Source organism: Pseudoalteromonas sp. HL-AS1, assembly GCF_031198785.1.
Taxonomy (GTDB): Bacteria; Pseudomonadota; Gammaproteobacteria; order Enterobacterales; family Alteromonadaceae; genus Pseudoalteromonas; species Pseudoalteromonas distincta.
The window spans coordinates 426,179-449,217 of record NZ_CP133569.1 but is presented as its reverse complement, the minus strand read 5'-3'; the positions used below and the strand labels follow the sequence as shown (position 1 = coordinate 449,217).

At 38.2% G+C, this 23,039-nt stretch carries 22 protein-coding genes and 1 pseudogene; 4 read left to right on the top strand and 19 right to left on the bottom strand.

Going from position 1 to position 23,039, the window contains the following annotated elements:
• Window positions 1-78: 78 nt before the first annotated feature.
• The 4 genes from RB214_RS02060 to RB214_RS02045 all read right to left on the bottom strand — a co-directional run bounded on the left by RB214_RS02060 (window position 79) and on the right by RB214_RS02045 (window position 5,126).
• On the bottom strand, window positions 79-2,127 hold the full coding sequence (locus RB214_RS02060) for an SUMF1/EgtB/PvdO family nonheme iron enzyme (RefSeq protein WP_309168179.1): 2,049 nt from the start codon (window positions 2,125-2,127) through the stop codon (window positions 79-81).
• Between the two features lie 121 nt (window positions 2,128-2,248).
• Complete coding sequence (locus RB214_RS02055; protein WP_309168177.1) at window positions 2,249-4,720, bottom strand: DUF6701 domain-containing protein; 2,472 nt, start codon at window positions 4,718-4,720, stop codon at window positions 2,249-2,251.
• Window positions 4,704-4,865, bottom strand: coding sequence for a hypothetical protein (locus RB214_RS02050; protein WP_309168175.1), 162 nt, complete (start codon window positions 4,863-4,865; stop codon window positions 4,704-4,706). Before RB214_RS02050 ends, RB214_RS02055 begins: the two co-directional genes overlap by 17 nt.
• Window positions 4,866-4,967: 102 nt before the next feature.
• Window positions 4,968-5,126 carry a hypothetical protein gene (locus RB214_RS02045; RefSeq protein WP_309168173.1) on the bottom strand — a complete coding sequence of 53 codons (159 nt, stop codon included), beginning with the start codon at window positions 5,124-5,126 and terminating at the stop codon, window positions 4,968-4,970.
• A 77-nt stretch (window positions 5,127-5,203) separates the two neighbouring features.
• Between RB214_RS02045 and RB214_RS02040 the strand changes: the two genes are divergently transcribed.
• A complete protein-coding gene (locus RB214_RS02040) occupies window positions 5,204-6,112 on the top strand; it encodes a pyridoxal-phosphate dependent enzyme (protein WP_309168171.1) in 909 nt (302 codons plus the stop codon).
• Window positions 6,113-6,115: 3 nt separating this feature from the next.
• Here RB214_RS02040 and RB214_RS02035 read toward each other — a convergent pair whose 3' ends face one another.
• The 9 genes and pseudogenes from RB214_RS02035 to RB214_RS01995 all read right to left on the bottom strand — a co-directional run bounded on the left by RB214_RS02035 (window position 6,116) and on the right by RB214_RS01995 (window position 13,535).
• Window positions 6,116-7,741 carry an EAL domain-containing protein gene (locus RB214_RS02035; protein ID WP_309168170.1) on the bottom strand — a complete coding sequence of 542 codons (1,626 nt, stop codon included), beginning with the start codon at window positions 7,739-7,741 and terminating at the stop codon, window positions 6,116-6,118.
• Window positions 7,742-7,984: 243 nt separating this feature from the next.
• Window positions 7,985-8,266, bottom strand: a pseudogene (locus RB214_RS02030) (NADPH-dependent FMN reductase); the annotation flags it as partial.
• A gap of 183 nt (window positions 8,267-8,449) precedes the next feature.
• The gene (locus tag RB214_RS02025) at window positions 8,450-9,445 is read right to left on the bottom strand and encodes a response regulator (protein ID WP_309168168.1); all 996 of its coding nucleotides are present in this window, start codon (window positions 9,443-9,445) and stop codon (window positions 8,450-8,452) included.
• Window positions 9,432-10,103 (bottom strand): histidine kinase dimerization/phospho-acceptor domain-containing protein, encoded by a 672-nt coding sequence (locus RB214_RS02020; protein WP_309168166.1) that lies wholly within the window; start codon window positions 10,101-10,103, stop codon window positions 9,432-9,434. The genes RB214_RS02025 and RB214_RS02020 overlap by 14 nt, the downstream gene beginning before the upstream one ends.
• Window positions 10,060-10,359, bottom strand: a complete 300-nt coding sequence (locus tag RB214_RS02015) for a hypothetical protein (RefSeq protein ID WP_242601967.1) — start codon at window positions 10,357-10,359, stop codon at window positions 10,060-10,062. The genes RB214_RS02020 and RB214_RS02015 overlap by 44 nt, the downstream gene beginning before the upstream one ends.
• The gene (locus RB214_RS02010) at window positions 10,343-10,747 is read right to left on the bottom strand and encodes a hypothetical protein (RefSeq protein WP_309168165.1); all 405 of its coding nucleotides are present in this window, start codon (window positions 10,745-10,747) and stop codon (window positions 10,343-10,345) included. The genes RB214_RS02015 and RB214_RS02010 overlap by 17 nt, the downstream gene beginning before the upstream one ends.
• A gap of 76 nt (window positions 10,748-10,823) precedes the next feature.
• Complete coding sequence (locus RB214_RS02005; RefSeq protein WP_309168164.1) at window positions 10,824-11,165, bottom strand: hypothetical protein; 342 nt, start codon at window positions 11,163-11,165, stop codon at window positions 10,824-10,826.
• 259 nt (window positions 11,166-11,424) lie between these two features.
• Entirely contained in the window at window positions 11,425-12,147 is a 723-nt protein-coding gene (gene ssb, locus RB214_RS02000) for a single-stranded DNA-binding protein (RefSeq protein ID WP_002958391.1), read from the bottom strand.
• 20 nt (window positions 12,148-12,167) lie between these two features.
• Window positions 12,168-13,535: an MFS transporter gene (locus tag RB214_RS01995; RefSeq protein WP_002958390.1), complete on the bottom strand. Its 1,368-nt coding sequence runs from the start codon at window positions 13,533-13,535 to the stop codon at window positions 12,168-12,170.
• A gap of 162 nt (window positions 13,536-13,697) precedes the next feature.
• Between RB214_RS01995 and uvrA the strand changes: the two genes are divergently transcribed.
• Window positions 13,698-16,523 carry an excinuclease ABC subunit UvrA gene (gene uvrA, locus RB214_RS01990; RefSeq protein ID WP_002958389.1) on the top strand — a complete coding sequence of 942 codons (2,826 nt, stop codon included), beginning with the start codon at window positions 13,698-13,700 and terminating at the stop codon, window positions 16,521-16,523.
• 174 nt (window positions 16,524-16,697) lie between these two features.
• On the opposite strand, the gene trpS is transcribed toward uvrA, so the two are convergent.
• Genes trpS through rpe form a run of 3 tightly spaced genes read right to left on the bottom strand, consistent with a single transcriptional unit; the run spans window position 16,698 to window position 19,083 of the window.
• Window positions 16,698-17,702: a tryptophan--tRNA ligase gene (gene trpS, locus RB214_RS01985; protein WP_002958388.1), complete on the bottom strand. Its 1,005-nt coding sequence runs from the start codon at window positions 17,700-17,702 to the stop codon at window positions 16,698-16,700.
• A gap of 32 nt (window positions 17,703-17,734) precedes the next feature.
• Entirely contained in the window at window positions 17,735-18,400 is a 666-nt protein-coding gene (locus RB214_RS01980; protein ID WP_002958387.1) for a phosphoglycolate phosphatase, read from the bottom strand.
• Window positions 18,400-19,083: a ribulose-phosphate 3-epimerase gene (gene rpe, locus RB214_RS01975; RefSeq protein ID WP_002958386.1), complete on the bottom strand. Its 684-nt coding sequence runs from the start codon at window positions 19,081-19,083 to the stop codon at window positions 18,400-18,402. Before rpe ends, RB214_RS01980 begins: the two co-directional genes overlap by 1 nt.
• 161 nt (window positions 19,084-19,244) lie before the next feature.
• On the opposite strand from rpe, the gene RB214_RS01970 reads away from it, so the two are divergent.
• Both RB214_RS01970 and RB214_RS01965 read left to right on the top strand, forming a co-directional pair.
• On the top strand, window positions 19,245-19,541 hold the full coding sequence (locus RB214_RS01970) for a hypothetical protein (RefSeq protein ID WP_002958385.1): 297 nt from the start codon (window positions 19,245-19,247) through the stop codon (window positions 19,539-19,541).
• A gap of 3 nt (window positions 19,542-19,544) precedes the next feature.
• Window positions 19,545-19,730, top strand: a complete 186-nt coding sequence (locus RB214_RS01965; protein ID WP_002958384.1) for a DUF2970 domain-containing protein — start codon at window positions 19,545-19,547, stop codon at window positions 19,728-19,730.
• On the opposite strand, the gene RB214_RS01960 is transcribed toward RB214_RS01965, so the two are convergent.
• Genes RB214_RS01960 through aroB form a run of 3 tightly spaced genes read right to left on the bottom strand, consistent with a single transcriptional unit; the run spans window position 19,687 to window position 23,021 of the window.
• Window positions 19,687-20,544, bottom strand: a complete 858-nt coding sequence (locus tag RB214_RS01960; RefSeq protein WP_002958383.1) for a Dam family site-specific DNA-(adenine-N6)-methyltransferase — start codon at window positions 20,542-20,544, stop codon at window positions 19,687-19,689. The genes RB214_RS01965 and RB214_RS01960 overlap by 44 nt on opposite strands.
• A 53-nt stretch (window positions 20,545-20,597) precedes the next feature.
• Window positions 20,598-21,950, bottom strand: a complete 1,353-nt coding sequence (locus RB214_RS01955; RefSeq protein ID WP_002958382.1) for an SPOR domain-containing protein — start codon at window positions 21,948-21,950, stop codon at window positions 20,598-20,600.
• Window positions 21,951-23,021, bottom strand: coding sequence for a 3-dehydroquinate synthase (aroB, locus tag RB214_RS01950; RefSeq protein ID WP_002958381.1), 1,071 nt, complete (start codon window positions 23,019-23,021; stop codon window positions 21,951-21,953).
• Window positions 23,022-23,039: the final 18 nt, after the last annotated feature.

Below are 23,039 nucleotides of genomic sequence, written 5' to 3'. Positions count from 1 at the left end.
CTCAACTATATGAGCAATATAAAGCGCAGCGCCTTTGTGAATTTGTGAAAAAAGGAAGCAAAGCTTCCTTAATTGAGTTTATCGTTCGCGAACTAAGCGAAAACCAATGTAGTTAGATCTAAAATCAGGCGCTAAAATTAAACGCGTAGATGCACGAGCAAGGCTTGGTGCAAAGTTCCACGCTCCGCCTCTTACTGCTACATCAGACTCACCTGATTCTTTATCGGTCCATTCCCATACATTACCTACGGTATCGTATAATCCAAATGCATTTGGAGAAAAAGAACCTACTGGTGATGCACGTCTATTTGACCATTCACTACCACACCAACCACAGTTAGCTAGGTTTTTACCAATTTCGTTACCCCAAGGGTATTCTGTTTCGGTTCCTGCACGTGCTGCGTATTCCCACTCAACTTCGTTAGGTAAACGAAATTGCTGCCCTGTTTGACCCGATAACCACTCAGCGTAAGCTTTTGCATCGTTATAAGTTAAACATACAGCAGGAAAGTCACTGCCTTGCTCAAAACCAGGATTACGCCAATTTAAATTTGCTTCCCATACTGGTTCGCCATTTAAATAATACGCACATCCTTTATTTTTTTCCGCTTGAGTTTTATAACCTGTATTTGCTACAAATTTTTCGTAGGCACCTACGGTTACTTCTTTACTTTGCATAGCGAAAGAATTTGCTATTACTTTTTCAATTACTGGACGTTCATTAGCTAAACCATTGCCATTGATATCGCCCATTTTAAATTTGCCTGCAGGAATAACGACAACCGGCGTTTCAACGTTTGCATTTAATACATTAACGTTTTCACTAACCTGGCGTGTTGTTACTTCTGGTTGCTCTCGAGTATAGGTCGGTGCAGCAATCGACTTAGGCTTTTTTACCAAATTTGCATTAATTATTTGTGCTTTATTCAAATCAACACGAACTTGATAAGGCTTATAGCCAAGTTTACGTATTTCAATGTTGTGAATACCCGGCGGTAAACGTGTGATCAAGCGTGTTGAGCCAAAGCTTACACCATCGATAAACACTTCATCGTCGTATACGTTTGATCGTAATGTTAGCTCTATTGATTGATCCTTCTTCTTATTAAGGATAGAAGGGTAATCTTTTTTCACCGATGCAGGTTTAACTGAATAATCACGTACTGGCTGCTTTTCTAAACGAGAAACCGACACCGTGTTGCTATTATCCGCGCTATTACTGAATGTTAACTGACTATCAGTAAATGTATTGTTATACGCGGGTTGATAAGCCGCGGTAAGTGGCGTGCCGTACTCAGAACAATAACGGTTATCAATGCTTAATAAGCTACATAAACGGCTACTGTTTACTTCGCCGCGCATGGTTACGCTTAAGTTAACGCTGTAGTTACCTTGGCCGCTAAATGCACTGTTAACTACATGGCTACTTAATATTTGTACTTGAGCGCCCGCCAAATTACGTTTTGGCTCAACAATGCGCTCTTCTGTTAAGTTTGCAAATATTTGATCTACAAAGCGTTTAGTTGCTTTTTGCAGCCCCATTTGCTGACCGCGTTGCTCACACGCTGCTAGCGTTTCTGTTCGCTTACAGTTAATCGTATGGTTAACTTCAAGCGTGCCTTCACGTGTAAACTCGTTACGTAAACGCTCTACTCTGGCTGTAGTTAACTGCTCTTTTAAGCTCTCTAAAGTATTTAAAAGCGTATGTTTAGCAACACGAATTTGCTCTATATCTTTACGGTGGGATGCAATTGCCGCCAACTGCATAGAAATATCATCTTTGTTTTGCTTATGATCAATCACCGCTTTTTGATAGCGTGATTGAGCCGCACTAATATTAATAGTGGGATCGTCAATTAAACGACGGTACATTTCGTTCATCGCATCGAGCGCTTGGTTTTTTTCTTTATCTAGCTCTGTAGAACGAGAACGAAGTAGCTCTAGTTGATTTTGTAACTGACTTTCTTCTTTAAGATGTTTTTCAAGTATTCTTGTCGAGTTATCGTATTCTGTCTGTTTAACACTAATCTCTGACTCAATTCCAGTTACTGTAGCTGTGTCTTGTGCAAATGCACTACTAGCTAACAAACTAGCTGAAATTAACAGAGATAAAGGAGTAATTCGCATATATTCCAGTCCCAAAAAGCGGCAATTATTTGGTCGTTATTATTTTTTATAATTAAAGCCTTATGCTATGTACTTGCAGCACAAAACACAAGCTTTGTTCAATTATTATCTTAGTTTACAACTATTCGCGTGTTTCACGCCAGTAAATAACCCGATCATTTCCTCTAAAGCGTCCTAATTGTAAAATAGTACGAGGATCAAGCTGTGTTTCATCCCCCTGCCAATCCCACTTTAACCAATCATAAGTATTATATTCTAAGGTAAATTCACCCAAACCATTTGGCTGCGCATAAATACCATTGTTTGCCGGATACACTCCCGCCTCTAACTGGCCAGATACACCTGTTCCATATTCGTAGGCTAATTGCGGGCTGTTAGGTGATATTTGAGTGATTTGGGTATGATCAAATACACTACAGTTATCTTCTGCGTTATTTACAAATCCACTGCCGTTGTAATACTGAGCCTGCATAGGAATAAGTAAAGGGTCGAGATCGGAGCCTGCGTTATTACCAAGTACTAAACGTCCAAACCTAAACTCTATTGGTAATGTATTTAGTCGTACGCTATTACAGCCACCTGAACATGCTGTTTGTGTATTAGGTTTATCATTTGCATCAATGAGCGTTGCTCCTTCTATGTCAGAAAGCGTTGCCATTAAACTCACCATAGCAAACGGTCCATCTGCTTGCCCTACACCTAATCTTTGAAGTGTGGTGTTTATTTGGCTCATTTGCCATTGGCCGTCGATTATATCTCCCCAGTTATTATTTCCTAGGTTTACTAAGCGGCTAGCAAAATTAGTTGCGGGTACATAGTTAGCTACTTCATTATTTTCGGCATTAATGGCTACACTGGACTTATCAAAGCCCTCTTTATAATTAGCCATTAGCTCACCATTTTGATTTAGTGCTTGTACTGTAAAGCCGAGTTCAAAAGGTTGATCAAGGTAAGTTAAATTACTGCCGTATTGCGTGCATTGTGCGGCAGCTTGAACCCCCACTACCTGAAACTGCGAAGGTGAAAAACGACCAATATTATATAATTCACCTTTTACATCTCCCGCACCAAAGTAATCGGCATCTTGCAGACCTGCTGTTAAATCAATTATGCCAACTTGGTCGTAATTATACTGCGATATAGATTCACTCCAACTGCCTGTGTCACTAAAGGCAACAGTGCTCATCGCTTCAAGCGTACCTTGAACGCCTGGCGTAGGCGCTTTAAGTAATGCCTCTACAAGTGGTTGCTCTATAATAAAGTGCTTGGCAATGGTGTTATTTATTATATTGCTGTAGTTATCTGGGTAACCATCGTTGTTAGTGTCTTGCCCTGTTTGCCATTGCACCGCATTCATTTTTAAATCGAATGCTTCGCCAGTTAATCTAAATAAACTTCCATCAGCGTCTGCTGCATAACCATCACTTGCAATTTCCATCGCTAACCCAAATGGCTTTACAACATACTCATTTGAACTCCCCGTTAGATTTACTGATAAATTAGTGACTGGGTCTAAAATTAAATTGGTATTTACATTTAAACTCAATTTTCCTGCATCGAGATAATTTATAACAATCGGGGCTTTAGACTCACTATCAAAGTTTAGTATGAACGATTTAGAGGCTTGCTCGACCGCAAAGGTATTATTGTTGTTACTAAGTGAAACCGTATCAGAGCAACTTGCACCCGCGCTGCATGTATAGGATAAATCTAAGCTTACACCGCCACCAGCAGGAAATGCAGCTTCGCATACGCCCGTAGTGGTATTTGTTTTTACCGCTTGAATAGATAGCGCTTTTGCATTAAATCCAGTATTTGAAGGCTTTGCTGATAACTGAGTAGGAATTGTAGTATTTCCATCTGTATCATTATTAAAAATAAATCCAGCATCAGAAAACGTAACTTTACAGCCACTCAAACCAACATTGTTACCACCGATATAACAACGAAGAGGTGCAGAAGGCTCTGCAGTGTTATATCCAAATGTAACACTGCCTGTGGTGCGTTTAGCAAATTCGACAGCTGTTGAGCCTGTAAAATTAATATTCTCCCCCGTAACCCAGCTTTGTTGCCCACTATTGTCTGGAGAAAGGTTTAAACTAGACGGCTCAGCAAATAGTAAATCGCAGGCGTCATTTGCGCAGGCTGTGAGTGTCATCTCTTTAGCTTCACACGTTAGACCTTTGTTATCGCTGATTGTTAAACGATAATGATCTAGGGTTTCTGGTGTATAAATACCACAAAAACCAGGGATACTCTCTGGTACTGGTAGAGCGTCAAACGTTGAGCTCCCTTCGGTAATAATTTGAGTAGCCGATGTAATTGACCCCTGATACGTTACATTTTGAGCGATTCTTACCTCACCAGTGGCAACAATATAGCCCGCAATATTTGCATCGGCTGCAATAGCAACCGCTCCATCAACATAAATAGCTAAATATGCACCAGTTTCTACCACTATATTTGTTTTACCTATATTCAAAAATGAAGTTGATAGAAGTGAGGTTGTGTCTTTTAAAAAAATACGTGTAGGCGCTGTCACTCTGTATTGTGTTTCCAGCATACTTAACTGCAACTCATCGTAATAATACATTCATTTTGCTGCTTTGCATTGTGAGTGTTATTGGGTAATCAATAAAATCAGCCACAATATTTTCAGGGGCTATATTAACTAAATCTTTTGTAGTCCAAGGGAGTGACTGAATTATTTCTTCATCGCTGAGATTTGGTTTATCCATTTGCACTATTTGATAAAAATAGTGCGGTATAACTAAATTAACTGCACAAATATCAGTAGAAACCTCATTTGTACAAGCAACAATTGCAGCGGTATAATCGGTTTACTCAGACACATTAACACTGTGAGAACTGTGAACCATCCATTGGTCGCTTTGTTTTTTTAAACATACTGCGTTAACAGTATCTGCGTAAGTTGCAACACCAATAGCTGTATTTGGATCTAAACTACGATTTAACCACGAAAACAGCTTTTCTTTCATATAGCTACTAATGTTAATTATGTATGAAATAAGTGTCGTACATTTTAACTACTTTGCCAAATTGAAAACCAAAAAAAATGCATGAAACATTCAAAATAGATGAAAATAACCAAATACAACAAATAGATAGCTCGTTTCTAAAAAAGAGAAATATTTATTTAGGTATAAAACGTGATGATTTGCTTCATCCGTTAATAAGTGGCAATAAATGGCGTAAATTAAAATATAATTTAGTGTACATGCAAAAGATAAATAAGACAGAACTTCTGACTTTTGGTGGTGCATTTTCAAACCATATTCACGCCTGCGCAGCTGCGGGAAAAGAATTTAATATAAAAACTCACGCGATTATCCGCGGACCAGAACTTGATAACAACAATCCAACAATTCAGTTTGCAAAACATTGTGGTATGAACCTACATGTTGTTAATCGTATAGAATATCGAAAACGTCACGACACCGAATACCTTAATGCTCTGCAAGAGCGTTTTCCAAACGCTTATATCATCCCTGAAGGTGGTACAAATGAACATGCTTTATTAGGGTGTAAAGAATTAGTACAAAGCTTACCCGAACATAGCTACTTAGTTTGTCCTACAGGTAGTGGTGGCACGCTTGCTGGACTAATAGAAGGCAGTGCTTCAACAACACAAGTTATTGGTATAGCGGTATTAAAACAAGCTGAATATTTAAATGAAGAAATAAAAAAGCTGAGCGCTAAAGCTAATAACCAAACTAACTGGCAATTACTCACAGAGTTTCATGATGGGGGTTATGGTAAGTTTTCACCTGAGTTATGGCAGTTTTGCCAAGATATGAGTCACACTTATAATCTGCCACTTGAGCCTATTTATAGCGGAAAAATGATGTATGCATTGTGGCAGCTTATTGAGCAAGATTATTTCCCATCTGGGAGTAAAATTATTGCTGTTCATACCGGCGGGCTTCAAGGATTAAATGGGCTTAAATATAGAGGGTTAATCTAGATCTTAATTAAATACCGCTTGCGTAAACTCTTGAAGCGGCTCTGAAAAATAAAAACCTTGAGCTCCTACCACTCCCAATTTGGTAAGCGTAAGTAGCTCTTTTTGAGTCTCTACGCCCACCGCGTATACGGGTAGATTTAAAAGACTAGCGGCTTCGACTATCCTTTTTATTTTCTTTTGATTTTGAGTTTTTTCATCTAATAAATGAACCAGTTCGTATGATAACTTAAGCCCACATACTTGGTTATAATCAACTAGCATGGCTACTTTCTCACTGCTTTTTACATTATCAATCACAATGTGTGAATGCCCTTTTTTAATAACATTAAGTGCATTAGTTATCGACTCTCTGTGAGTAAAAAATTCTGCCTCACTTATTTCAAATTGTAATTTAGTATTTAACTTAAGCCCTGCCATTTGATTGGCTAACCACTCCCAAAATACAGTATTAAACCAATTTTTAGGGTGTAGATTTACACTAACAGTTAAAGCCGAAGACTCACTGAGCATTAGCTTTTTGACTTGTGTTATTACAGCTTTATCTAATATTAAAGCGTCTTGATCACTATAAACCTGCTTAATAAAATAACGAGCGGCCAGTAAACCAAGGTGGCTATGCCTAACCCGAATAAGAGCTTCATGCTGCAGGATATCTCCACTAGAGAGTTCAAATACAGGCTGAAAGAATAATATAAATTTATTCTTTTTAATGTTTTCTATAACCTGTTTGCTAGAGAGGTGTTTTTCTTGGCTGTGATTTAACGTTAAACGGTGGCAATGCTGCAATAGGCTGCTTTGTGATAGCGCGAGTGCTGATTTTGCTAGCTTATAAACCGCCACTTGATCAGCGCCTAATTGATAATCACACGCACCTATTTTAATATTTTTATGAGTAATATTTTTTTGATGATTTTGACATATTAAAAACACATTTTTATGGAGCTTTTCAACGTAGCTATTCAACTCGCTAATAGAAATGTTTGGTAAGGTAACCGCTAAGTAATTAGAGTTTAGTATTTTTACCGACACATCCTTAAGTTCGGCTAATTTTTTAGTAATTAAGACTTTAAAATTGGCTTCTATATCCGTTTTTTTATCAAAGCTACAATCACACTCAATAAGTAAAAATAAGTTATGTAATGCAGTATTAACTCCATACAAAGAACTTAAATCACATTTTTTTGCCTGTTCGATTAGTTGAGTATTTTTATGCCTTTGTTGAATAATTTTAGTCGGCTGTATAACTGTATTTTTAAGCATTACTTTACGGTTTACTTTTAACAGGCTCCACCAGCGATAAGACCAATTAGCAGCGCCTAATATAATCAGATTTAAAAATATAAATAAGTAGCTTTGTGTTACCCACACTGGATAGTGATAGAGGCTCAAACTTAATGTTTTGTAAGAAAAAACTTCGCGCTCTATATTCACTAAATGCCTAAAGTGCTCTGCAGGTTTTGGCACTTCCAACACAAAACCTTCACTTTTAGCTAATGCGGCCAACACTTCATTATTTATAGAGGGGGATAAATTTAATTCGTAAACACGCTTAACGAACTGCTGTCCAGAACCATGTGCTTTTTGATGTAATGCATCATTTAAAATGAAATTAAAACTAATAAGTATCACCAGAAACAGAACAAAAGAGATACCTTTGAAGTACTTTAAAAGCCAGAGTTTACTCTTTTGCATAGCCTGCCACTCGTTATATTAATAACTAAAGTGTTGTTCAATATCTATAGAAGCACAAGGTTGCAAACTAAGTTTAAACTTTTATTAATAGCACTAAACAAAAAACACTCAAATAAACGAGAGCTTACAAAAATAAACAGCTATGCCCTTTATTCTGTAAATAGATGAAAGCCATCGACAAAGCATTAAATCTCGTAACTCTTGTACTTTAGGGTGTGATTCATCTTCACTATCAGTTTGAGGTAAACCTTCAGGATTAAAAATTTTAACCTCAGCACCAAAATACGTTAATAAACGTGCACTCTCCTCTATTACCAACTTGCTATAAGAACGCGCCCTTAATGATCCATATCACAATAAAATTTTAGGTTTGTGCTCAGAAAAACTAACGTTAAAATTTTTAGTATGTGGAACAACGCTGTGTGTTTTATTTGTATTTGGTAACCCATTAACTTCTGACATTTATAACTCAACCTTTACCAAATGAATATACGAAAAATCGAATATATGAAATTTCATATACAAAAGCGCGTGAGTCAAATTCTATTTTATAAATTTTTTAAGTTATTAAAAAATCGGCTCAAGCCAATGGAAGGGATTGCGGTAGGTATTTAATAAAAATATTAAATTATATGTATAGCGCAACTATTTATTTAAACAGCGAATTATAGTTTCACGTAGTTTTTGTGTTTTAATGGGTTTTGCAACATGAGCATTCATGCCAATAGATAAGTATCGTGTAATATCATCTTTCATAACATTAGCTGTTAAGGCAATTATTGGAATATTTGCGATAGTTTCATCACTATCATTACGAATAATTTGAGTCGCCTCAACACCGTCCATGATAGGCATATGAATATCCATTAAAATTATATCAAACGGCTCTAATTTTACTGTTTGGATGCACTCTAATCCATTATCAACTAAGTAAACCTGAGCGCCGCTATTTTCTAGTATGTTGGTAACTATTAGTCGATTGATTGAATTATCTTCCACAACTAATACTTTAATACCCGCCAGCGACTGTTCACTCACAGTATTTACTTTAGGCACTTCATTAAAAAAACCTAACACTCTACTGCTCACCTCCTTATACAAGACACTCGAATAAACAGGTTTTTGCAAAATTGTGTTTATATTTATTTTGTTAGCCACATCATTAAGTAAAACCTCATGATCCCTTGTAAGTACAATTATATTATTGCAAAGCTGGGGATTAATATTATAAATACGCGTTAAAAATGTTTCACTACTCATCGCTGGCATTATCCAATCGACAATAATGACTTTAAATTTTTCTTTATTCTGTTCAATAATATCAATAGCTTGCTTAGCAGACGAGCACGCAGTACATACTAAACCCATAGCTGTAAGCTGATTTTCAATTACTTTAAGGTCATCTTCATTATCATCTATAATTAATACATCAAACGGATCAGTAAAGATTAGGTTAGCCGTATCATCAATCAACGCTTGGTTGTTCAATTTAACTTCCACCGAAGCAACAAACTCACTACCCACAACTTGAGTGCTGTGTACCGTTATATCACCACCCATCAATTGGCATAAACGCTTACTAATTGTTAAACCTAACCCTGTACCACCAAACTTCCTAGTTGTAGAACTATCTGCCTTCAAATAAATTGCTAAGATTATCCTCAGCGATGCCAATACCTGAGTCTTTAACTGTAAAATATAAGCAAACACTTTGCGGATCGTCTAATAACTTTCTTGACTCAATTAAAACCGATACAGTGCCGTGAGGGGTGAATTTAATTGCGTTAGAGCATAAATTTAACAGCACCTGATTTATTCGCACTACATCGCCGATTAAGTCCAGTTTAACTGCCTCATCAATGCTAATATCAAATGTGACCCCTTTACTTTGGGCCAATTCATTGAAGGTTGCTTTGATATAATCAACAACCGAATTTACGGAAAAAGGAAATTCTTCAAGGTTAACATTTCCAGACTCAATTTTTGAAAAGTCTAAAATATTGTTAATAACCACCAGGAGTTGATCTGAGGAATATTTAATTTTATCTAAATAATGCTCATACTCATCAGGTAAACCTTTTTCGAGCAAAATATTAGTCAAACCAATAATCCCACTCATAGGGGTTCTAATCTCATGACTCATATTTGCTAAAAACTCAGACTTAGCGGATGTCAGATGCTCTGCTTCCTCCTTGGCGTGCAAAAGCTCTTCAGTGCGCTCTTCAACGCGCGACTCTAATCTTTGCTTTTCTTCATCAAGCTCTTTTAAAAGTTGAATGCGGCGTTGGTTTAAAAACAAAAACTAAAAAACTGCTAAGAATAAAAATAATTGCAGTAGCGCTGTAAATTAATATTTTATTTTTCTCAAAGTAAGTTGGCTCGTAATAAGAGATAATTGACTCTTCTGGCAAGCTCTGCGGAGCAATATTAAACTTACTTAATTGTCGCCAATCATATGAGTATGTACTAAGCCCTTCACCACTAATTTCATTTAACGCTTTATTTTCATTATAAAAAACTATTGAATCGGCAATACGTTTACCTATTTTTTTCACCCGACAAAACATACCCACCAACAACACCTGAGCCTAATAGTACTTCCCAATAGCTAAACACTGGCGCCGGACTTTCTTCAGTTAATCGCTCTACTAGCTGATAAGGACTAAGTGATTTATTATCGAAACGCCTAAAAATGGGGGTTAATAAAATAATTGAATCTGCTGGGGCATTTCTTACTCTGGTGAGTAATTCTGGTAATGGAAGATCAAACCACTTTTCTACATTTAAATACGAAAAATCACGGTTAATAACCGAAAATAGTCCTCGATGAAAGCTCATACCAATATCGTTTTTTGTATCTAAAATCACGATCAATTTTTTAGGCTTCATTAAATTAACAGCATTTGCTGTTGCTTGCGCATAATCTAATTTAGCTTGGATCACAGCTCCGCTAGTCTTTTTTAGTAGATTAAACTGGGTGCCTGGCTCTAAGTATATTCGTGGAGCATTTATAAAAAAATCATCTAATTGATGATAATAACGTCGCTGCAGATGGCGACTGAGTAACGATGATATCGATGTGCTTATTTTTATATTTTTGTTTGAGGTAGTCTTTCATTAACTGTTTTTGATTAACTTCATCAAAGCGATTTACATCGATATTTTCGACAAATAGTTCATAACTAAAAGAACGTTTTGTAAGCTCTGTACGCAGTCCAAGCTCAACACTTTTATACCAAGGCATATCTTGATTTGTTGAATTTATAAATAAAATATGAGTAACGTCTGAAGGAGGTTGAGCGTGTGAACTAGGGCTCAAGAATTGAAAAACAAGAAATAAAAATAAGATATTAGTTTTCATGTTTCTCATTGTGTAATCAGGGGAAAGTAGTTTAATGGTAAGTGTTAACGATATATATCAATTAAATACAAGATAAAATTTACTGTAATTTAACATTACCAACAATACTATTTCACTTTACAGCCTAATGAGGTCTTATATTGATAGTTTTTTGATTATCATCACAGCGCAATACGCATAAAAAACCCAGTACGAATACTGGGTTTAGAGTAAAAAGTGTAAAGAATCTAATTACCTTTACACTGTAAAAGTTGGAAAACTAAAACGGGATATCGTCATCAAAATCAATGGTTGGTTCCATTGGGTTTGATGCACCACCTTGCGGAGCACTTTGTGGTTTAGGAGCGAAACCACCTTGCTGCTGCGGTGCACTATTTTGTTGTGGTGCAAAGCCGCCTTGCGGTTGTTGGTATTGATTATTTTGTTGTGGTGCTGGCGCTGACTGAGGTTGCGCTGCAGGTGCTGCTTGCTGTTGTGGAGCATAACCACCTTGTTGCTGGTTATTTTGGCCTTGATTATTTTGACCGTAACCACCACTTTGTTGAGCACTTTGCGCTTGATTACCTTGGTAACCACCTTGTTGCCCACCTTGTGATTGATTACCTTGGTAACCACCACTTTGTTGATCGCCACCACGTGCGCCCAACATTTGCATTTGACCAGTAAAGCCATCTACAACTATTTCTGTAGTGTACTTTTCTTGGCCTTGTTGATCGGTCCACTTACGTGTTTGAAGTTTACCTTCAACATAAATTTGTGAACCTTTACGACAATATTCACCAACAATTTCAGCTAACTTGCCAAAAAATACAACACGGTGCCACTCAGTTTTATCAACCATTTGGCCAGTGTTCTTATCTTTATAGCTATCCGAAGTTGCTAGGGTAATATTTGCTACACCGTTGCCGTTAGGCATATAACGAACTTCAGGATCTTGCCCTAAATTACCAACCAAAATTACTTTGTTCACACCGCGTGCCATGGAACCATCTCCTATAAATGTTAGATTAAACCAGCGACTTTACGCGCTTGGTCTAGGTCAAATTCTTTATCATTAATCTTTAAATAGCTGCGACTTTCATCGCGAACTACAGTTGCTTCTATTACACCTGGTAAAGCAACTAACTGAGAAGCAAGTACTTGAGCATGCTCTTCAGAATCTAATTTGGTCATTAAACTAATAACTTTACTTTTGGGTGGGACTTGCATTTTCCACGCAATAATAAGCCATATTAACCCAACAAGTGCCGCTGCCGCAAACACAGCTTGCGTCGTTGTAGTTTGTGCTACATAGCCACCTAACATACCGCCCAAAAAGGCGCCTAAAAACTGACTCGATGAGTAGCCACCCATTGCTGAGCCTTTTTGGCTTGCTGGTGCTATTCGCGATACAAGCGCAGGCATAGTGGCTTCTAAAAAGTTAAACGCCACAAAATAAAGCAGCATACACACAGCAATGCCTACTACACTATTAACCCATACCGACATTGCTAACATACTAATAGTTAACAAGGCTACTGAGCCAATAAATGCTTGTTTTTCTCTCTCTTTTTTAATGGCCACAATCATTATTGGTACCATTAATAAAAATGCTAAAAATAGCACTGGAATATACAAATACCAGTGATGGTCGGCAACCAAGCCATCTTTAATTAATTGGCTCGGCAGTACCACAAAAATTGTGGTTAGCGTTAAATGCAATAACAATACACCTGCATTTAATCGTGCTAACTGAGGGTGTTTAATTAATTTTTTAATGTCGCTGAAGCTTGCTAATGTATCGCCTTTGGGCGCTTTATTTACCGCCTTTGGCACTAGCATGGTCACTATAAATATACCAAAGACAGCTAAAATAGCAGTCAACCAAAATACACCAGCAATACCCCACGAAGCTGCAACAATTGGCCCAAGTAACATAGCAAAGGCAAAGCTCATTCCTATGCTCATACCAATAACGGCCATTACTTTTGGTCGTTGCTCATCGCGGCTTAAATCTGAAGCAAACGCGAGTAGCGCACTGGCTATTGCGCCCATACCTTGTAAAGCACGGCCTACGGTAACCATTTGGATAGAGTCAGCTAATGCAGCAACGACAGAGCCAATAGCAAATACAACTAAGCCACCAACAATAACCTTTTTACGACCAATCTTATCGGATAATCGACCCATAGGTATTTGTAGTACAGCTTGCGTTAAACCATACGCACCAATGGCAAAACCAATCCAAATAGGCGAAAAACCTTCAAGCGATTGTCCATAAATAGCCAATACAGGCATCAGCATAAACAAGCCGAGCATTCTAAATGCAAACACACTCGCCAGTGATACAGCGGCGCGTTTTTCTCGTGAATTAAGTGAAGATGCGGTCATTATCTGCGTGATCTTACTCTATGAAAAATTGAGGTTGGGATTCTACCATAAGCGTAGCAATAATTAATCGCCTATAAGTAAGGATTTTTCATTGATCAAGGATTAATATTGCTTCGTATTATGCGATACTGAGTAAATAATTTTGGTAATAAACGAGATAGCATGGAAAACATTGAAGTCCGAGGCGCCCGAACGCACAATTTAAAAGACATCAGCCTAACCATCCCACGTGATAAATTAATAGTTATTACGGGTCTATCTGGTTCGGGGAAGTCATCACTTGCATTTGATACGCTTTATGCAGAAGGACAACGCCGATATGTTGAATCACTCTCTGCGTACGCAAGACAATTTTTATCGCTCATGGAAAAGCCTGATGTGGATCACATCGAAGGCCTCTCTCCTGCCATTTCTATTGAGCAAAAGTCAACGTCTCATAACCCGCGTTCAACCGTAGGTACTATTACCGAAATTTACGATTATTTACGACTTATGTTTGCCCGCGTTGGCGAACCACGATGTCCTACACATGATTTACCACTTGCTGCGCAAACCGTTAGCCAAATGGTAGATGCTGTTTTGGCTCTACCTGAGGGCAGTAAATTAATGCTGCTTGCGCCAATAGTAAAAGAGCGTAAAGGTGAGCATGTTAAGTTATTAGAACAGCTATCTAGCCAAGGTTATATTCGCGCCCGTATAGACGGTGAAGTATGTGACTTGTCTGATCCTCCAACGCTTGAGCTTCATAAAAAACATACAATAGAAGTTGTTGTAGACAGATTTAAAGTAAAAGATGGCTTACAACAACGCTTAGCAGAATCGTTCGAAACCGCACTTGAAATGTCTAATGGCGTTGCACATGTAGCATACATGGACGATAGCAGCGCTGAAGAGATTCTATTTTCAGCAAATTTTGCCTGCCCTACTTGTGGCTATGCAATGACTGAACTTGAGCCGCGTTTGTTTTCGTTTAATAACCCAGCTGGTGCTTGTCAAACCTGTGATGGCTTAGGTATACGCCAATATTTTGATCCTAATCGCGTAGTGCATAACCCAGAGTTAAGCCTTGCTGGCGGTGCAATTAAAGGCTGGGATAAACGCAGCTTTTATTACTATCAAATGCTACAAGCCGTTGCTGAGCATTATAGTTTTGATTTAGATGTGCCTTATCAAGATTTAGACAGCGAATCGAAAAAAATTATTTTAGATGGCTCTGGTAGCACTAAAATTGCGTTTAATTACCGTAACGACCGTGGCGATTTAATTACGCGTAACCATGAGTTTGAAGGCGTTTTAAATAACATGAATCGCCGCTACCGTGAGACCGAGTCAAACTCTGTACGCGAAGAACTTGCTAAATACCAAACAAGCCAAGCATGTCCTAGCTGTAATGGCTCGCGCTTACGCGAAGAATCTCGAAATGTATTTATTGGACAAACCAACTTACCTGCAATCACATGCATGAGTATTGGTGAAGCCATGGAATTTTTTGAAGGTTTAGAGTTAACCGGACAAAAAGGCCAAATAGCTGAAAAAATATTAAAAGAAATTCGCGACCGCTTATCGTTTTTAATTAACGTTGGCCTAAATTATTTATCACTTGAACGTAGCGCCGATACATTATCAGGTGGTGAGGCTCAACGTATCCGCTTAGCCAGTCAAATTGGTGCCGGTCTTGTAGGTGTAATGTACGTACTAGATGAGCCATCTATTGGGCTGCATCAACGCGATAACGACCGCTTACTACAAACACTAATCCATTTACGCGACTTAGGTAACACCGTTATTGTGGTAGAGCACGATGAAGATGCAATTCGAGCCGCTGATCATATTATTGATATTGGTCCAGGTGCGGGTGTTCATGGTGGGCATATTATTGCACAAGGTACGCGCGACGATATTTTAGCAAGCAAAGAGTCTGTTACGGGCCAGTTTTTATCAGGCGTACGTAGAATAGAAATACCAAAAGAACGTCACCCAACAAACGACAAATGGCTAGAGCTATTTGGCGCAACAGGTAATAATCTTAAAAATGTGGATTTAAAAATCCCATTTGGTTTAATGACCTGTGTGACAGGTGTATCGGGCTCGGGTAAATCAACGTTAATAAACGACACTTTGTTTAAACTTGCTCATACAGAGCTAAATGGCGCAACAACTGCCGAAGCGGCACCATATAAATCAATTAGTGGTTTAGATCATTTTGATAAAGTGATCGATATTGATCAAAGTCCGATTGGTCGTACTCCGCGTTCAAACCCGGCAACCTACACAGGTATATTTACCGGCATTCGTGAGTTATTTGCAGGTACACAAGAAGCGCGCTCACGTGGCTACAAAGTAGGTCGCTTTAGCTTTAACGTTAAAGGCGGACGCTGTGAAGCTTGCCAAGGTGACGGCTTAATTAAAGTTGAAATGCACTTTTTACCTGATGTGTATGTACCGTGTGATGTATGTAAGAGTAAACGCTATAACCGCGAAACCCTCGAAGTACAATACAAAGGTAAAAACATACACCAAGTGCTTGAGATGACTGTTGAAGACGCTCATGATTACTTTGATAAAATACCGGCTATTGCGCGTAAGCTTAAAACGCTGATGGACGTTGGTTTGTCGTACGTGCGTTTAGGTCAAGCCGCTACCACGCTTTCAGGTGGTGAGGCGCAACGTGTAAAATTAGCACGCGAGCTATCAAAGCGTGATACTGGTAAAACGCTCTATATATTAGATGAGCCAACAACAGGCTTACACTTTGCTGACATTGAACAGCTGCTTGTTGTACTTCATCGTCTGCGCGATCACGGCAATACAATTGTTGTTATTGAGCACAACCTCGATGTAATTAAAACAGCAGATTGGGTTATCGATTTAGGACCTGAAGGCGGAGCTGGCGGTGGTGAAATACTCATTGCCGGTACGCCTGAAGAAGTAGCTGAGTGTGAGCGTTCACATACTGGGCATTACTTAAAACCTCTATTAAATAAATAGAGGTTTTACTGACTCACGATAAGGAAAGTCGGTGTTACTCGGTTGTATAATTATAAAGTGTCGGGTGAGTTACCAAATTTCTATATAAAATATTTTTATAGTAACGTCAGTCATGTTGATATGTGCTATATAAAAAATGCCGCTAACAAGCGGCATTTTTTTATTTTAATAAACTTACCCGCGAGGAATAAAACCAAGCGCATCGTATACCGATTTCAATGTTTTCTCAGCGCGTACACTTGCTTTTTCAGCACCTGACTTCATTATGCCATCAAGTAGGTTTTGATCTTCTCTGATCTCTTTAAAGCGTGCTTGAATTGGCTCAATCATATTTACAACTGCATCTGCTGTATCTTTCTTTAAATGGCCATACATTTTATCTTCATACTCAGGAACTAGATCTTCAATTGAGCGCTTAGTTGCAACACTCAATAAAGTAAGCAAGTTTGATACGCCAGGCTTTTCTGTGCGATCAAAATAAATACGTGCTTGTTCATCTGAATCAGTTACTGCTTTTTTAAGCTTTTTCACAATTTGCTTAGGCTCATCTAATAACATGATGTAACCATTTGGGTTTTCGTCAGACTTAGACATTTTTTTAAGTGGATCTTGCAAGCTCATTACGCGTGCACCAAACTCAGGGATGTACGGCTCTGGTAATTTAAATACGTCGCCATATAAATTATTAAAGCGTGTGGCTATATCGCGAGTCAGCTCTAAGTGTTGCTTTTGATCATCCCCTACTGGTACTTGATCAGCTTGGTATAATAAAATATCTGCAGCTTGCAATACCGGATATGAAAATAAGCCCACGTTTACGTTATTTGCGTGCTTAGATGACTTGTCTTTAAACTGAGTCATTCGATTAAGCTCACCCATTTGCGCGTAACAATTTAATACCCACGCTAATTGTGCATGCTCAGGTACTTGCGATTGTACAAATAACGCAGATTTTTCAGGATCAATGCCACATGCCGCATAAAGAGCAATACCATCTAACACTCGAGAGCGCAGTAATTCAGGCTCTTGGCGAACCGTAATAGCGTGTAAGTCTACTAACATAAAGAAACTTTCGTGGTCTTCCTGTAACTTTAGCCACTGGTTAATAGCGCCAACATAGTTGCCTATTGTCATACCACCGGTTGGCTGAATGCCGCTTAAAACTACTGGTTTACTCATGATTTTCCTTTATTTTGCTTAATGAATAATATTTAACGCTGCGTTAGAACAGGTATTATATCTAAGAAGTTATCGCATAGGTACTGCGGATTATAATCCTCAAGATTTTCACCTTGGTTATAGCCATAACTAAGTGCAATTACGTCTATATTAGCGGCTTTAGCTGCAAGTATATCGCTTTTAGAATCACCTATCATTATTGCTTTATTAGGTTCCGCATTTAGTTTTTTGCAGGCAAATAGCAATGGTTCTGGCGATGGTTTTTTTGCCATGTCGTCACCGCATACAACCACATCAAAATGACTCGTTAGTGCCAGTTTATCGAGTAGTTTCTCTGTAAAAATTCGAGACTTATTAGTGATTAATGCTTTAGGCATACCGCGAAGTGCTGCAAGCCCTGTTTCTACATGTTGGTACAAAACACTATACTCACCAACTTGTTGTTCATAATACTTATAGAACTGTAATATTGCTTTGCCACTAAGTGACTCATCTAAATTTTCACTCACTTGCATATCGCCACTCAAAGCGCGTTTAACAAGGACTTCAACCCCATTACCAATCCAACTTTCAACCAAGCGTTGACTAACAATAGGAAAAGCAAAATCGCTCAAGGTTAAATTAATAGCGATATACAAGTCGTAAACGCTATCAACCAAAGTACCATCTAAATCAAATAAGGCGACATCGTACTTCATTACTTAACACTTCCAAGCTGCTCACGCATTTGATCAATCACCACTTTGTAATCAGGTTGATTAAAAATAGCTGAACCTGCAACAAACATATCAGCACCCGCTCGAGCCGCTGCTGCAATATTATCGACTTTAATACCACCATCAACCTCTAAGCGAATATCTCGGCCTGATTCAATAATACGCTGTTTGGCTTGGCGTAATTTTTCAAGCGTATGAGGGATAAAGCTTTGCCCGCCAAACCCAGGATTTACCGACATTAGTAAAATGGTATCTAGCTTATCAATAACATGGTCTAAATAACTTAGGCTTGTTGCTGGGTTAAACACTAATCCTGCTTTACAGCCATGATCTTTAATTAACTGTATTGTACGATCGACGTGCTCGCTGGCTTCAGGATGAAAAGTAATAATAGAAGCACCAGCCTCAGCAAATAAAGGTATTATGCTATCTACAGGCTTAACCATTAAATGTACGTCGATAGGTGCTGTAATACCGTAATCTCTTAGTGCTTTACACACCATAGGACCAATTGTGAGATTAGGTACATAGTGATTATCCATTACATCAAAGTGAACCACATCAGCACCCGCTTCGAGAACTTTATCAACATCTTCGCCTAGCTTTGCAAAATCAGCAGACAAAATAGAAGGGGCTATTAAATATTTTTGCTCTGGGTTAAACATGATTAACTCCATCAATAAATAGTGTATTGCGTTAATGTAACTTAATTGAAGATGTTACCCAAGTAATATGGCGTAATAGCCCCCATTTTAGGTAACTTTAAGTTTGATATTTAACCAGTATTTGCTATGATTAAAAAAGTAACAAATTATTGGATTTCATCATGCGTGCTTTTAAAATTGGGATATTAATTGCGTCGGCATTACTGCTTATCGGGGCGTTTAGCTTTGGTTCAAGCTCTGAGCAAGAATTAAGCTCAGTGAGTAATTGTCATAATACACAAGTGGTAAGTGCTCAAAACACTTTAACTGCGTGTATTAAAGCTGAAGAAGAGTCATCATGGTTTTCGTGGTTAACTGGCGATAGCCGTAGTGCTCAGTTTCATTACCTTGATTTACTGGAACTACTTACTAGTTCTGAAGATTCTAAAAACGCTCCTTCTTTAAAACCTTTATTTTAAATAATGCTACAATTTTTTAGCGCGTTGCAAAGTGTGCTAGCTGCATTTTTTGGTGTTCAGTCTGAAAATAAACGCCAAGTCGATTTTAAACAACATTCCCCTTTATCCATCATTTTAATTGCGATTGTACTATTTGTTGCTTTTGTTATCGCAATTTACGCAGTGGTTGCTTGGGTGCTAAATACATAGCCATCAACTCGTCAACTTTATTTCTAGAGCCACCTTTGGGGCTAATAGTGCGCTTTACTTGAATTTGTTCAAGCGATGCTTGGCTATAAATTTTACGCGTCCACACGGTATCGTGGTTTGAAATAAGCACAGGTGTGTTATTTTCAAATGCGGCTTGTTCTGCCAAATTAGCTAAGTTAGCCTGATCATCTAAATTAAACCCCCCTTTTGCGTAAGACGTAAAAGAAGCCGTTTTACTTAATGGTACATAAGGTGGGTCGCAATAAATAACAGCATTGTTAGGCACTAACTTAAAAACGTCATCGTAATCTAAACAAGTGAACGTTGCTTTTTGTGCTTTTTCAGCAAAAAAATACATTTCTTTTTCAGGAAAGTAAGGCTTTTTATACTTACCAAAAGGCACATTAAAAATGCCTTTTAAATTATACCTACACAGTCCGTTGTAACCATGGCGGTTCATGTATAAAAACAAGATTGAACGTTCGTATACATCACGGCTTTGATTAAACTGCACACGATATTCGTAATACGCATCTGCGTGATTATTCAAATCAACAAATAGCTTTTTAGCGTCACTAATAAGCTCATCTGGAGAGCTTTTTAGCTCTTTATATAAGTTAATTAAGTCTGCATTGATATCGTTGAGGATATAGTGCTTAAAGTCACTATTTAAAAACACAGAGCCTGCACCAACAAAAGGTTCAACCAAAGTATCAGCATGCTTGCTAGCTTGGTTTAATCGCGCATTAATGTTTTCAACTAGGCTGTATTTTCCGCCGGCCCATTTAAGGAAGGCTCTACTTTTTTGCTGCATTGGCTCTTTACTTCAATCTGGTGTTGCGCGATTTTACACTAAAGCAGTGTGTTTTACTGATCTACGACTGCTATTTCTTGCTTTATTTTACTAATTTTTTTATAGAAAGGTTTATTTTTTCTAACCCCAGGGGGTAAAGTATCCATTGCTGATTTTGCCTCGTTTATACTCTCAAAGCTGCCAAATGTAACAACCCACCATATTTGATTATTTCGCTTCGTTTGGTAAGAATGTGCTTGCTGCTGTAGATTGAATTGAGCAATGAAATTATCGCGAACTTCCTGCTGAGTTACCGCTAATAATTGAATAACACTATTTGTATCTGCTTGCTGCATGTACCAAATATTATCTTGGCTGATCTGAGTTTGCTCTGCTGTATTTACTTTCTCTACTTTTAGAGCTTTAGATACAACGTCACCTGCTTCACTGCTTTTGTTTTTAACGCTATTATCAATAACATTGTCTAATACCTTGACGGTATTTGCAGGTTCGGTAAGACTTTGCATGATAGCAGGCACATCATTAATGTGTACGCTCTCTGGCTCAATATCTGGCTCAACTCCTTCAGGGTCATTTAAGGTAACTACTGAGTCATTTTGCTTTATAACCGGCTCACTTACTTGCTCTACAGATATTGCTGTATTTAGGACTTGTGCTTCTTCCTGCTGATAATATTGTTGCCACCACTGCGTCATATCAGACTTATAAAGCAGACCAATAATTAAAAGCATAATTAACAACATCAAAATCAATAAGTGTAATCGCCAAGATACTTTATCTTTAACGATAATATCGGCTATGTGCTCGCTAGGTTGCCAAGCAAGCAATAAACTGGGGTTACCATGAGCCTCGGCTAAAAAAGTACTAAAAACAGGGTCTTCATCATAAGGTAAATCAGTAAAGTACCACTGCAATAACATCTTGCTTTCTCGAAGCGTTAGTGGCTCCAAGTAAATTTCGACAGCGTCATTTAAAGCAAGTTTAGACTGTGATGCAATTATGATATACAACGTATTACGGCTATTTTTAGAAAGCAGCTCAAGCTCAATTAGTATCTCTTCAGATAGTTGCCTACCGCCATCAAGCACCCATAAACAAGGTCCGCACTGCTGTTGCTCAAGCAGCTGGTAATAGTTTTCAGGTAAACTTAAATTATGATCAACCAAAGGGGAATTAAAGCTTTGCTCTAATAAATCGCTCATTAGCTGAGCGTCAGTCATTTGTGCACTTACTTGCACAAAAGCTTTATTAAAGTCATTGTATTTATCTGTAATGAAGGTTTCGAGCATATAGCTTTTACCTAGCCCCGATGTGCCAAGTAAAACTATTAAATTTTGTCCGTACTCAAATTGCAGTGCGATTCTATCCACCAAAGCCGCACGGCTTGGTAAAATTTGTGACTGCATTTACTGCTCGATTAAGTCTCTAACTTGGTCATCAGAGACATCATCAACTAATGCACACTGGCCAAATTGGGTAGGTAGAATAAAGCGTATAGTGCCTCTTTTATTCTTTTTGTCTTTACGCATATGCGTTAGGAACTGCTCGCTAGTCATTTGCTTTGGAATTTCTGTTGGTAAATTATATAGCTCAAGCAGCTTAATAATTCGATCAACTTCACTTGCGCTTAAATCTTGGCGTGTCTTAGCAAGTTTAGCTGCTAATACCATGCCTGTTGCAACAGCTTCGCCATGTAACCAAACGCCGTAGCCCATTTCTGCCTCAATTGCATGGGCAAATGTATGACCTAAGTTTAATAAAGCACGTAAACCATGCTCTTTTTCATCTTGCGCAACTATAAGTGCTTTTATTTCACAACATCTAAAAATAATATGCTGTAAGCACGATTCATCTAGTTGCTGCAAATTAGCTACGTTTCGCTCTAAGTATGCAAATAATTCGGTATCGTAAATCAGACCATACTTAATTACTTCAGCCATACCTGCTGCAAACTCTCTTGCTGGTAGGGTGTGTAATGTTTGTGTATCAATAAAAACCGCTTGAGGCTGATAAAATGCCCCTATCATATTTTTACCTAAAGGATGATTTACTGCCGTTTTACCACCTACCGATGAGTCAACCTGTGAAAGCACTGTCGTTGGTATTTGAATAAACGGTACGCCGCGCTGATAACACGCCGCTACAAAACCAGTTAGATCACCTATAACACCGCCACCTAACGCAATTAAGCACGTATCTCGGCCACAGTTATTTTGGAGTAAAAATGCTGATATTTTTTCAAACCATTCAAGTGATTTATATTGTTCACCGTCAGGAATAATAAAAGATAGCGGATTTTGATCTGCTAATGAGTCAAGTAACGCTTGTAAATATAAAGGCGCTATTGTGTCATTAGTAATGATGATAGGCCGACAATCACCAATGTGGTGAACCAGGCGGCCATTATCTTGAAGTGCAGATTGCCCAATATAAATAGGATAACTTCGCTCGTCCAAATTAACTGTTAATTTAAGCATGCTTAGTTATTTCCTTAT